Here is a 12,553-nt window from a genome sequence, read left to right as displayed (position 1 = left end):
AACTTATTATAGGTTGCTGTATATACTAAAGAGTAAGAAGAATATAAACATGATTTATAAATTTAAAAAATGAAATTCAAAACGTTGGCAATCATAATAGTAACTGTCTTAATTGCTTTTGAAAGTAATGCAACCGATTCAAGGTGTTCTAAAAAGCAAGATTTCAATATAGAAAAAGATTTATTATTAGTGCAGTTTGATTGTAAAACGGATGTAGATGATTTATATACTGTGGCTGCCTTAGCAACATTACTGTCTAATTCTGAATTTTCTAAAATACAATATTATGCAGTTGCAGGGACATATGGTACTCAAGGAGGTTTATATGTACCACCAAATGAGTTATTTCAACTCGCTTTTGGAAATAATTGGACAGATGCAAACGAGAGCGTAAATGAAGCAATTCAACAGGTAAAAGTTATTGTGTTAGAAACAATATTAAATGAAAGTGATGTTTGGATTGCAGAAGCTGGTCAATCCGACTTTTCTGCGCAACTAATTAAAGCCATTCAATTAGAGTTGCCGGAATTAAATGTTTCAAAACATATTCATGTGGTTCAACATAGCTATTGGAATGAAAAAGAAACTTCTCCAGAGCTTCTTCAATTTGTAAAAAACAATACAGATTATCAGAAGATCCCCGATGGGAATGCAGCGGGAAACGGAAGCCCAGGATTTCGTGACCCTATTTATAACTGGAAAGAAAATATCACAAACTTAAATCTGATTGAAATATGGCAATTAGCGGTGGATTTATCTAACAAATATAATGGAAAAGAAGGACGCTATAATAACGAAGTTATTTCTAATGGAGGCTTAGACTTTTCTGACCTTGTTGAAGTTTGTTGGATTTTAGGAATACAAAATGTTGAAGATACAGAACAGTTTTTTAATGTTTATTCAAATTAATACAATCAATATAAGAAACCAAATACTTATGACGAATCTAAAATTTGTATTGTCAATAATTATCGGATTAATAATTAGTTTGAATATGTTCGGACAAACTGTCTTAAACAATTTCAAAAACCCAATTTTACCAGGTTACCATCCAGATCCTTCAATAGTAAGAGTTGGAGAAGATTATTATTTAGCTAATTCTACTTTTATTTGGTATCCAGGTATTCCAATTTACCATAGTAGAGATTTAGTGAATTGGGAACAAATTGGAAATGCAATTGATCGCCCAGATCAATTAAACTTTGATGGATTAGAAAGTACCCAAGGAGTTTATGCCGTAACTATTAGATATCACGAAGGAATTTTTTATTTAATAACCACCTGTGTCAATTGTGATGGTAATTTTTATATAACGGCTACAGACCCTGCGGGACCTTGGTCAGACCCAATTTGGCTGAAAGATGCACCTGGAATAGACCCATCCTTAATGTGGGATGATGATGGAAAATGTTACTATACTGGGCAGAATTGGATTTCAAAGCAAGATTGGCCAACACAATGTGGTATTTGGTTACAGGAACTTGATTTAGAGCAGCAAAAATTAGTTGGCGAACGAAAAATATTAACCTATGGTCATGCGAATAATGCCTCCTATACTGAAGGGCCTCACTTATATAAAATTAACGGTAATTATATGTTGTTGCTTTCAGAAGGAGGAACTGGTTTATACCACGCTTTATCAGTTCATCATAGTGAATCAATTTGGGGACCATATGTTGCTGATTTAATTAATCCAGTATTAACCCACAGACATTTTGGAGTTAAATCTCTTATACAAGCTGTAGGACATGGTGATTTAGTAGAAACTCAAAATGGAGAATGGTGGGCCGTAACACTTGGAAAAAGAGTAATAGAAGGTCAAACCACTTTAGCTCGTGAAACATTTTTATCTAAAGTAGAATTTGAAGATAAAACACCTATTTTTAATAATGGGAAAGGGAAAGTATTAAAAGAACAAGAGCGTCCAAATTTACCTTGGTTTCCTTTTAAAGTTAAGTCTTCTAAAGATGATTTTGAAGGTCATGAGCTTGGTTTGGAATGGTGTTTTATCAGAATACCTAAGCAAAAATTTCACATTATTAAAAATGGTCAGTTAAAAATTAAACTTCGGTCAGAAGTATTGGATAGCTTGGGGAATTCTTCTTTAATTATAAAAAGAATTGAGGATCATAAGTTTACGGCTACCACAAAACTAAGCTTTAAAACTGGTAAGCAAAATGAACAAGCTGGATTAGCAATTTATAGAACTAATAAAAATTATTATCTCCTACTAAAAGAGAAAAATGATTTGGTTTTAATAAAAAGTTTTAAAGGTGTAAAAGAAGAGGTTATTAGGGTTCCATACAATAAAATTGAAGTTATATTAAGAGCTGAAGGTAAGAATAATGATGTGAGATTTAGTTACGGTGAATCTCTTAACAAAATGAAAGAAATAGAGGGTTCTCAAAGTTTAAAAGTAATTGCTGATGGAAATGGTAATCAATTTAACGGTGCTGGAATTGGAATGTATGCATCAAGTAACGGTGTAAAGTCTGAAAACCATGCTTTATTTGATTGGTTCTCTTATGAAGGGGAGTAATTTAGGTTGAAATATAATTTATTTTAATTTTAAAAATGATGAAAATTTTAAAGATAGAAAATAGAAATAAAACTATTTAATAGTGTCAAATTTTACAGTAAACTAAATTTAAATGAAAAAAATAATCCAACTTTTTATAGTAGCAATAGTACTGTTGTCTTGTTCAGAAAAAGAAAATAGTACTGAAACTTCAACAAATAAAAGTGTTCAATCTGTTGAAATTGAATCAAAAATTCAAGATATTTTATCTCAAATGACCTTAAAAGAAAAAGCTGGCCAAATGTTAAACATAGGTTTGCCTGCAATTTTAAAAGGAGGTTATTGGGAACCAAAAGATAGTGCTGATTTTAATAAAGATAAATTCAAAAAATTTATAGTTGATTATGCAATTGGATCTATTCATAATACACCCGGATTTATACCAGAAAAAGAAGTTTGGTATCAAATAGTAAAAACAATTCAAGATTCTGCAATGCAAAAATCGCGTTTAGGAATCCCTATTTTATATGGTATTGATAATATTCACGGAGCAAATTATGTAAATGGTTCTGTTATGTTTCCACATCAAATTGCTGTTGCAGCTACTTGGAATACAGAGCTTTCTAGAATTGGTGGTGAAATAACCTCTTATGAATCTAGAGCGGCATCACTTCCTTGGAATTTTAACCCAAATGCAGACGTTGCAACAAACCCACTTTGGGGTAGAATTGGAGAGAGCTTTGGTGAAGATCCATATTTGATTTCAGAAATGACTAAGGCGTACATTCAAGGATCTCAAGAAAAAGGGTTGGAAAATGCAACTAGTACTGCTGTTTGTGTAAAACATTTTGTGGGTTATGGAGCAGGTAGAAATGGAAAAGATAGAGCAAATGCTATTATTCCAGAAAACAGTTTACGTCAATATTTTTTACCTCCTTTTGAAAAAGCTGTTGAAAATGGCGCTATGGGAATAATGATAAGCTCTAATGCTGTAAACGGAATTCCTTGCCATTTAAACACTTATTATATCACAGATATTTTAAAAGGTGAAATGGATTATAAAGGAGTGGTGATTTCAGACTTCAGTGATGTTGAATTTTTAGTTGAGGCACATGCATCTGCTAAAGATAAACGAGAAGCAACAAAATTAGCGGTAAACTCTGGAATTGATTTATTAATGAATCCGTATGATATAGATGTTGTAGATTTTATTGTTGAATTAGTAGAGGCTGGCGAAATTTCAAAAGAAAGGGTTGATGATGCTGTAACACGAATTTTAAGATTAAAATTTTACTTAAATCTTTTTGAAACGCCTTATAACAACCCAAATGAGTATCCCGAATTTGGAAGCGAAAAACATATAGCAGCCAATTATAAAACAGCAAGTGAAGCAATAACTTTATTAAAAAATAAAAATGAAATTTTACCGTTGCCTTCCACCAAAAAAATATTGGTAACTGGTTATGCGGCAAATTCAATAAATATGCTAAACGGAGCTTGGTCTCGTTCTTTTTTAGGAAGAGAAACCAAATATAATGATCCAACAAAACTTACAATTTTAGATGCTGTAAAAAAACAAGTTGGAGCCAAAAATGTGGAGTTTGTAGCAGGTACAGATTATTTAGATGATATCAATTCTGATGTAGCAGTTTCAAAAGCAAAAAATGCAGATTATATTGTAGTTTGTGTTGGTGAAATTCCAGCATCTGAAAAACCTTCAGATATAAATGAACTAGATTTACCTAAAGCACAACAAGATTTAGTTAAAAAATTAGCTAAAACTGGAAAGCCAATTATTTTAGTTTTAGTACAAGGAAGACCTAGGATTATAAAAGATATTGAACCTTTAGTTGATGGAATTATTATGACATATTTACCAGGGCAAGAAGGTGGAAGAGCTATAGCAGATGTGGTTTTTGGTAATGTAAATCCAAGTGGAAAGTTGCCATATACCTATCCAAAGTATACAGGAAATATATTGCCTTATTATTATAAAAAAGCCGATATAAGAGATATAAGTTGGGGATACGATGGTTTTTACCCACAATTTGAGTTTGGTTTCGGACTTTCATACACAACTTTTGAATATTCAAATTTAAATATAGATAAAGATACGCTATCAAATTCAGAGGGATTTAAAGTTTCAGTTACGGTAAAAAATACAGGAGATAGAGCAGGAAATGAAGTGGTAGAAGTATTTGTAAAAGACCTAGTGGCAACAGTTTCTCCAGATGCAAAAAAATTAATTCGTTTTAATAAAATTAATTTAAATGCAGGTGAAGCAAAAACAGTTGAGTTTAAGTTAACTACTAAAGATCTAGAAAGTATAGGGATTGATAATAACTGGGTTATAGAACTTGGTGAGTTTGAAATTTTAGTAGGTGGAAATCCGCAGGAATTATTAAAACACAAAATATATTACAAAAATTAATAAATCAATTATTTAAAATAGTGTAACAATCAGAATTGATTACAGTTAACAGTCAACATTGTATAAATCATAATAAATTAAAATTAACTATAAGATGTTTAAAATTCACAAAAAAATCCTTTTATTAATTTTCGTATTCTCATTTTGTTTACAAATAAATGCGCAAGAAAATTTAATAATAAACACATACAATCGATCGTCAGAAAGTTTAAATGGCGATTGGAAATATATTGTAGACCCTTATGAAAACGGTTTTTATAATTACCGTTTAGAAGCATTTGAAGATCAAGAAAACCCAGGTAGTAGTGCATTTTTTATGAATGCAAAACCAAAAGATAAATCTGATTTGGTAGAATATGATTTTGATTTGTCAGATTCAATTGCAGTACCAAGTGATTGGAATACACAAAAAGAAAATTTATACTATTATGAAGGCACCGTTTGGTATAAAAAATCATTCGATTATGTAAAAACCAATCAAGATAACCGTGTTTTTGTATATTTTGAAGCCGTAAATTATCAATCAGATGTGTATTTTAATGGAAAAAAATTAGGGGCTCATACAGGTGGTTTTACACCTTTTAATTTTGAAGTAACCGATCTTTTAAAAGAAAGTGATAATTTTTTAGTTGTAAAAGTTGATAATAAAAGAATAGCAGAAGGTGTTCCAACTTTAAATACCGATTGGTTTAATTATGGTGGAATTACAAGAGATGTAAAATTAGTTGAGGTTCCTAGTACTTTTATTCAAGATTATTTTATTCAATTAAATCCTGAAAATAACCAACAAATTAAAGGGTTTGTGCAATTAAAAGGGCAAGATGTTTCTGAAAAAGAAATTTTAGTAACTATTCCAGAACTTAAAATAAAAGAAAAAGTTGTAACTAATAAAGAAGGTATTGCTTCTATTCAAATAAAATCGAAAAAAATTAAATATTGGTCAACTCAAAATCCATATTTATACAATGTAGTTTTAACTGTTGGTGCAGATAAAATTGAAGATCAAATTGGGTTTAGAACTATTAAAACACAAGGACAAGAAATTCTTTTAAATGATGAAAAAATATATTTAAAAGGAATTTCTATTCACGAAGAAAGTCCAATTTCTGGAGGTAGAGGATCTACAATAGAAGACGCGCAACAATTGCTAAATTGGGCAAAAGAATTGGGATGTAATTATGTGCGTTTAGCACATTATCCACATAACGAACATATGGTTAGACTAGCCGATAAAATGGGAATATTAGTTTGGGAAGAAAACCCGGTTTATTGGACCATTGCTTGGGATAATGAGGAAACTTATAAAAATGCCGAAAATCAATTATCAGAGGTTATTAATAGAGATAAAAATAGAGCTTCTGTAATTATTTGGTCTATGGCAAACGAAACGCCTACTAGTGATGCTCGTAATGTTTTCCTTGGAAATTTAGCAGCACACACACGTGAAATGGATCCAACTAGATTAATTAGTGCAGCTTTAGAGCAAACAGATTATCAAGGAAATCCGTCTATAAGAACAATTCACGACGACTTTGCCGATGTTGTTGATGTATTAAGTTTTAATCAATATGTTGGTTGGTATGATGGTTTACCAGATAAATGTGGACAACTTAGTTGGAAAATTACACAAAATAAACCAGTCTTAATTTCAGAATTTGGTGCTGGGGCTAAAGTTGGTTTTCACGGCGATAAATTAACACGTTGGACTGAAGAATATCAAGAGGATTTGTATATTCAAACTTTAAAAATGTTGGAAGGAATTGAGCAATTACAAGGTTTTTCTCCTTGGATTTTAGTTGATTTTAGATCGCCAAGACGTGTATTACCAAAAATACAAGATGGTTATAATAGAAAAGGATTAATTTCTGAAGACGGACAAAAAAAGAAAGCGTTTTTTGTATTGAAGGATTTCTATGATAATAAAAAGTAAAATATACTTTAAAATATTTAGTGGAAAAGAGGTTGTTTTAAAACAACTTCTTTTACTTTTAGCAATTACACAAATCTAAATACTGCTTTTATAGCTTTAAAACTGTTGTTAATTAGTGTTTTATAATAAACTTTTTTCTCTGCCTAATTGTCATTTGTAAAGTTATGGCTCGATTTTCGACTATTAAAGGTATGAGTAAAAAGAACGTATCATTTTGGTGGGCATTTAAAGAGTTTATTTGGCCAAGAAAAAAAATAATCTCTATAGGTTTATTTTTAATAATGGCTAAAAGTTTATCCAGTTTGGTACTTCCTTATGCCAGTAAAAACTTGATAGATGATGTAATTCCCTCACAAGATATGAGCGCACTTACAACATTAATTATTATTGTTTGTACAGCAATTCTTATTCAGGCAATAACCTCGTTTTCTTTAACGCGTTTGTTAAGCGTAGAAGCACAACATTTAATTTCATTGCTAAGAGCAAAAGTTCAAAAAAAGCTTTTAACATTACCCATAAGTTTTTTCGATAATAATAAGTCTGGTGCATTAGTTTCTAGAGTTATGACAGATGTTGAAGGTGTTAGAAATCTTGTTGGTACAGGCTTGGTACAATTAGTTGGAGGTTCTATAACATCCGTAATTTCATTAATAATTTTAATAAAAATAAATGCATTAATGACGCTTTTTGTATTGGTTCCAGTAGTGATTTTTGCAGTAGTTGCATTAAAGGCATTTGGATATATTCGTCCTATTTTTAGAGCACGTGGAAAAATTAATGCAGAGGTTACAGGTAGATTGACAGAAACTTTAAATGGTGTTCGTGTAATTAAAGGTTTTAATGCAGAAACTCAAGAAAATAAAACCTTTGAAGCTGGTGTGGGAAAATTGTTTTTAAATGTGAAAAAAAGTTTAACTGCAACGGCACTTATGACGAGTTCTTCAACCTTTTTGTTAGGTTTGGCTTCCGCAGGTATTATGGGAATTGGTGGTTATTTTATAATGAATAATACAATGACTTATGGTGAATTTGTGTCTTTTACCTTGTTTTTAGGCTTTCTAATAGCTCCAATTGTCCAAATGAGTAATATTGGAAGTCAGCTTACAGAAGCAATGGCTGGATTAGATAGAACGGAAGAATTAATGAATATGACTGAAGAAGATGATCCAGAGATTAGAACAGAAGTTTTAGGTAAAATTGAAGGTGATATCGAGTTCAATAATGTTTCTTTCAGTTATGAAAAAGGAAAAGAAGTGTTACATAATATTTCATTTAAAGTACCAAAAGGAAGTGTTACGGCTTTGGTAGGTTCTTCGGGTTCTGGTAAATCTACAATAGCAAGTTTGGCGGCTTCATTTTTAAATCCTTCAAAAGGAATTATTACTGTTGATGGTGTAGATATGTCTAAAGTAAATTTAAATAGCTTTAGAAGTAGGCTAGGCGTTGTGTTGCAAGACGATTTTTTATATGAAGGGACTATTAGAGAAAATATTTTATTTCCAAGGCCAGAAGCTACAGAAGCACAAGTTTTAGAAGCAGTTGATGGAGCTTATGTTAACGAATTTACCGATAGGTTTAGTGATGGTTTAAATACAGTTATTGGTGAAAGAGGTGTAAAATTATCTGGTGGGCAACGTCAACGAATTTCTATTGCTAGAGCTATTTTGGCAAATCCGAAAGTTATAATTTTAGATGAAGCAACTTCAAATTTAGATACAGAAAGCGAATCTTTTATTCAAAAAAGTTTACAAACCCTAATGCAAGATAGAACAACATTTGTAATTGCACATAGGTTGAGTACAATTCAAAAAGCGGATCAAATTTTAGTAATTGAAGAGGGCGAAATTGTAGAGCGTGGAAAACACGATGAATTACTAGCTAAAAAAGGGCGTTATTATGATTTATATACCTACCAAAGTAGAATATAAGTTTAAACAATTTTTATAAAATAATGCTATAAAAATCAGTTTTCTTGTGAAGTATAGTTTTTTAAGAAATCTTGAAATGGCATTGGTGGTTGTAAATTTCTGCTTTTAAAATGTGTTACATAAGTTTTATAATTTTTTAATGCAAATTCTTTGATATAAGAAGTCGAATTATCTTCAATGTTTTTGTGGGCTTTCATTTAAAAAAAGATATTGGTTCATATATTGATTTTTGAAGCATTAAATATACTTAAGTAAAGTATAATATCAAAACAAAGTAACGGATTTATTATTTCTAAAATGCTGGTTATTCAACAATTAACCTTTTCTTAATATTAGGACTATAAAATCTTTTATATCTAAATTTGAGTAGCTGTTTTTAGCATATCTTAAATTAAGGTTTTGTAAAAAACAGATTTATAATTTAAATATTTATTCTGTTTGATTTTTAAGTCCCATTTTAGATGCAACAATACTAATTATTAGTAATTGTATGGCGTGGTATAGCATTAGAGGTAATAAAATAATACCAATTGAAGACATATGTCCAAAAATTATTTTAGAAAATACGGTTCCGTGAACCAACGATTTTTTAGTTCCACAAAATTGAGCAGTAATTTGATCTTCAATATTGAATTTCATTTTTTTTGCTAAAAAACTTGTTAAATAAAACAGCATTGCAAACAACGCTAAAACAGCAATAAAAAGTAATAGTAAATCTAATAAAGATACCGTGCTAAAAATATTATCATTAAACGAGCTTGCAAAACTTTTGTAAATGATTAATAGAATTACAGACTTGTCGAATAATGTTAATTGCTTGGTATATTTTTGGGCATATTTTCCAAAGAAACGTTGTAAAAGCAATCCAAAAACTACTGGAAGTATTATTTGTACGATAAGCTTTATATAAATATCTATAAAATTAAAATCTGTTTGAGTATTTTGAACAAACAATCCCATCCATAAAGGAGTTAGAGCAACACCAATAATTCCAGAAATACTAGCATTAAAAATTGCAGCAGGGATGTTCCCTTTTGCTATTGAAACCATAACAACTGATGAAGATACGGTTGAAGGAAGTGCAGCCAGGAAAAAAAATGCTAACCAAATTATTTTTTGTTCTTCATTTTGAATAAAAGGTTGAAATAGTAACACTAATAAAGGAAATAACAAAAAGGTAGATGCTTGTATTAAAATATGCAATTTCCAATTTTTAAGGCCTTGTTTTAATTTTGTAGAACTTAATTTTAGTCCGTAGAAAAAGAAAATAAGTGAAATTCCTACAGAACTAATTGTATCTATGGGGATTTTACTCTCTGGAATTCCCCACTGTGGAAAAATATAAGCTAGGCAAATTACTATTATAATAGCAAGTACAAATCTGTCGATTTTTACTTTCATAAATGGTTTCTTTATTTTTATTTCAAATGTAAGTATAAATTTTACGAGGCGTAAATAATCGATTTGATAATTAAATTGAAATTGTTGAAAAACAACATTAATGTTAAATTATTTAGTAAGTGTTAAATAAATGTCGTATGTTTGCAAAACAATAAAAGATACCTATAGAGTTTTAAGGTAGTATATAGTACAATTAGTTTTTACGAGTTTTTCTCTTCTTTCCAATTTTATATTTACAATTACTTTTTTCAATAGCGCATTAAATTATAAGAATTGTTTTTACAATTTCAATAATAATATTTTATTATGCTTATCTTAATTAGGCTATTCTTTATTGTGAAAAAATAATAACAATTTAAAATTAAGTAAAGATGCAAGAAGGCACAGTAAAATTTTTCGACAACACAAAAGGATTTGGATTTATTAAATCATCAGAAACTGGTGAAGACATTTTCGTACATAATTCTGGTTTAACAGATGAAATTAGAGAAGATGACAAAGTTCAGTTCAACACTCAAGAAGGAAGAAAAGGTTTAAATGCTATTAACGTTGAAGTTATAGACTAAAGAACCAAATAATGTATATTAAATAAAGATATACACTATATAACTATTAAAGATCGTTTTTTTAAACGGTCTTTTTTTTTGGTTAAAATTGAATTTGTATAATCAAACATTTTACGTTCTTTTCCAATATGAATAGGGCTTTTATTCAATAGGTTTGTAAAGTCTTTAATTGGCATATTTTCTAAATCACCAAAATCATTTTTCCAAAAATCTAGTTCATAAAGTCTTTGATTTTGAAATCCAGTTGTACTTCGATCGTTATCAGTTGGCAGAAAAATTAGTTCACCAATAATTAAATTTAGAATTTCAAAGTCTATTTTTATTCCGTCAAAAATTAATTGTTCGAAAAGAGCTTCTTTAAAAATTTGCTCAATCTTACTCAAATCCGATGATTTTATATTAGTCAGAATTACATTGTATTTGGTCACTCCGTTTGTGATTAACCAGCATTTTTTTCTGTCAACATAAAATACTGTTGCATTCCATAATGCTTTTAATAAATCAGTCTAATTTAATTAATCTATCAATTTAAGCTTACATAAAACTCGAATTTGTTTTACAGGAATAATATTTATCTTATCAGAAAATGTATCTTTTGTTATTAAATTAAACTCAAACAATTTATTTCTATCTAATAAATCAAAAGAGTATTTTTCTTTCGATACTTTGTCATTATTAAATCTATTGAGGAATTCTTTTTTCGAAACAATTTTAAATTTGTCAATTTTATCTAAATCTAAAGTTTTAGATTTTTTATCTTTAATTTTTACAAAATTTAGAAATTTAAATCCATCACAAATCAAATATGAATCATTCAATAAATTTTGCTTTATAATCTTTGAATTACAATCATTCTCTTTCTCATCATAAGCTATATATATCTTTTCTATTGGTCTCGGTATGAAAATAAAAATTGTAATAATTATTAAAAATATTGAAGCTATTATATATCTATATTTTATCATTTTACAAATTTTTCATCGGTAATGAATTACAACGTGATTTTATATGATTTGTGCGACTGGAAAATCGGAGATTTTTCTGCCGTAGCAAATCGTTTGTTGAATGTTTGTCGTTAATGTTAGTTCGAATGTAAGCATAAATTATATGAGGTGTTGTAGGTAGTTTTTTATTGATTCATTAAAATCTATATCCTAATCCAATATTTAAGAAGTTTATATTTGAATAATATTTATAGTCAGGAACTTCTTTTGAGATCTTTTTCTTTATGTAATCATATTGGGCTTGAATGAAAATTTTATTGGTTATATCATATGCAACTCCTAAATTTAGATTTAGCCCATTATCAGAATAAGATTTCGATTCATTTGGAAAATCAGAACTCTTTGCTGATACTTTTGATTTGATAAATGTATATCCTACACCAATTCTCGGATGAATTTTCTCATTAGACTTAAAAATAATTTCTGAAAATACTTTTGGTCTTATAAAAAAAATGTTCTCTTTTACGTTAAATGTAGTAAAGTCAGAACTAATCTCGTAACTTGTATTAAATAAGGATGTATTTAGAGCGAATCCTAAATCCATAAATCCAAAATTTGAAATACGATATTCTAATCCTAAATCGATTATTCCATTATAATTTTCTCCGTAATGATTGTTGTCAATCAGAACTGGGAAATTTACTCCAATAGAAAATTTTGAATCTTGCGAAAATGAATTAATCGTAAAAAGTAAAAATAATACGAATGTAATTTCTGTTTTCATATTTGTCATTTTTTTAATTACCTACAACGTGTTATATAATTAATTTAATAA

At 29.2% G+C, this 12,553-nt stretch carries 10 protein-coding genes and 1 pseudogene; 6 read left to right on the top strand and 5 right to left on the bottom strand.

Going from position 1 to position 12,553, the window contains the following annotated elements; translation table 11 throughout:
* Nucleotides 1-69: 69 nt before the first annotated feature.
* From MKD41_RS09335 to MKD41_RS09315, 5 genes are all read left to right on the top strand, one after another.
* Entirely contained in the window at nt 70-909 is an 840-nt protein-coding gene (locus MKD41_RS09335; RefSeq protein ID WP_240242031.1) for a hypothetical protein, read from the top strand.
* A gap of 28 nt (nt 910-937) precedes the next feature.
* Nucleotides 938-2,539 carry a glycoside hydrolase family 43 protein gene (locus MKD41_RS09330; protein WP_240242030.1) on the top strand — a complete coding sequence of 534 codons (1,602 nt, stop codon included), beginning with the start codon at nt 938-940 and terminating at the stop codon, nt 2,537-2,539.
* A 112-nt stretch (nt 2,540-2,651) separates the two neighbouring features.
* Nucleotides 2,652-4,949 (top strand): glycoside hydrolase family 3 N-terminal domain-containing protein, encoded by a 2,298-nt coding sequence (locus MKD41_RS09325; protein WP_240242029.1) that lies wholly within the window; start codon nt 2,652-2,654, stop codon nt 4,947-4,949.
* 94 nt (nt 4,950-5,043) lie between these two features.
* Nucleotides 5,044-6,879, top strand: coding sequence for a glycoside hydrolase family 2 protein (locus tag MKD41_RS09320; RefSeq protein WP_240242028.1), 1,836 nt, complete (start codon nt 5,044-5,046; stop codon nt 6,877-6,879).
* Nucleotides 6,880-7,070: 191 nt separating this feature from the next.
* Nucleotides 7,071-8,807: an ABC transporter ATP-binding protein gene (locus MKD41_RS09315; RefSeq protein ID WP_240242027.1), complete on the top strand. Its 1,737-nt coding sequence runs from the start codon at nt 7,071-7,073 to the stop codon at nt 8,805-8,807.
* A gap of 35 nt (nt 8,808-8,842) precedes the next feature.
* On the opposite strand, the gene MKD41_RS09310 is transcribed toward MKD41_RS09315, so the two are convergent.
* Complete coding sequence (locus MKD41_RS09310; protein ID WP_240242026.1) at nt 8,843-9,004, bottom strand: hypothetical protein; 162 nt, start codon at nt 9,002-9,004, stop codon at nt 8,843-8,845.
* A gap of 232 nt (nt 9,005-9,236) precedes the next feature.
* Nucleotides 9,237-10,208 carry a bile acid:sodium symporter family protein gene (locus tag MKD41_RS09305; protein WP_240242025.1) on the bottom strand — a complete coding sequence of 324 codons (972 nt, stop codon included), beginning with the start codon at nt 10,206-10,208 and terminating at the stop codon, nt 9,237-9,239.
* Nucleotides 10,209-10,579: 371 nt separating this feature from the next.
* Here MKD41_RS09305 and MKD41_RS09300 point away from each other — a divergent pair, with 371 nt between their 5' ends.
* Nucleotides 10,580-10,774 carry a cold-shock protein gene (locus MKD41_RS09300; protein ID WP_240242024.1) on the top strand — a complete coding sequence of 65 codons (195 nt, stop codon included), beginning with the start codon at nt 10,580-10,582 and terminating at the stop codon, nt 10,772-10,774.
* Between the two features lie 35 nt (nt 10,775-10,809).
* Here the strand turns inward: MKD41_RS09300 and MKD41_RS09295 are convergent.
* The 3 genes and pseudogenes from MKD41_RS09295 to MKD41_RS09285 all read right to left on the bottom strand — a co-directional run.
* Nucleotides 10,810-11,247 (bottom strand): annotated as a pseudogene (locus MKD41_RS09295) (DUF6933 domain-containing protein); the annotation flags it as partial.
* Nucleotides 11,248-11,289: 42 nt separating this feature from the next.
* Entirely contained in the window at nt 11,290-11,739 is a 450-nt protein-coding gene (locus MKD41_RS09290; protein ID WP_240242022.1) for a hypothetical protein, read from the bottom strand.
* Between the two features lie 175 nt (nt 11,740-11,914).
* Nucleotides 11,915-12,502 (bottom strand): outer membrane beta-barrel protein, encoded by a 588-nt coding sequence (locus MKD41_RS09285; protein ID WP_240242021.1) that lies wholly within the window; start codon nt 12,500-12,502, stop codon nt 11,915-11,917.
* Nucleotides 12,503-12,553: the final 51 nt, after the last annotated feature.

Origin of the sequence: Lutibacter sp. A64, from assembly GCF_022429565.1 — a bacterium.
GTDB lineage: Bacteria > Bacteroidota > Bacteroidia > Flavobacteriales > Flavobacteriaceae > Lutibacter.
This window is presented reverse-complemented; position numbering and strand designations above follow the sequence as displayed.

Coding starts and splice junctions, on each gene's coding strand:
- MKD41_RS09300 (WP_240242024.1), top strand. CDS start 10,580: ATGCAAGAAGGCACAGTAAAATTTTTCGACAACACAAAAGGATTTGGA.
- MKD41_RS09315 (WP_240242027.1), top strand. CDS start 7,071: ATGAGTAAAAAGAACGTATCATTTTGGTGGGCATTTAAAGAGTTTATT.
- MKD41_RS09285 (WP_240242021.1), bottom strand. CDS start 12,502: ATGAAAACAGAAATTACATTCGTATTATTTTTACTTTTTACGATTAAT.
- MKD41_RS09290 (WP_240242022.1), bottom strand. CDS start 11,739: ATGATAAAATATAGATATATAATAGCTTCAATATTTTTAATAATTATT.
- MKD41_RS09330 (WP_240242030.1), top strand. CDS start 938: ATGACGAATCTAAAATTTGTATTGTCAATAATTATCGGATTAATAATT.
- MKD41_RS09335 (WP_240242031.1), top strand. CDS start 70: ATGAAATTCAAAACGTTGGCAATCATAATAGTAACTGTCTTAATTGCT.
- MKD41_RS09305 (WP_240242025.1), bottom strand. CDS start 10,208: ATGAAAGTAAAAATCGACAGATTTGTACTTGCTATTATAATAGTAATT.
- MKD41_RS09310 (WP_240242026.1), bottom strand. CDS start 9,004: ATGAAAGCCCACAAAAACATTGAAGATAATTCGACTTCTTATATCAAA.
- MKD41_RS09320 (WP_240242028.1), top strand. CDS start 5,044: ATGTTTAAAATTCACAAAAAAATCCTTTTATTAATTTTCGTATTCTCA.
- MKD41_RS09325 (WP_240242029.1), top strand. CDS start 2,652: ATGAAAAAAATAATCCAACTTTTTATAGTAGCAATAGTACTGTTGTCT.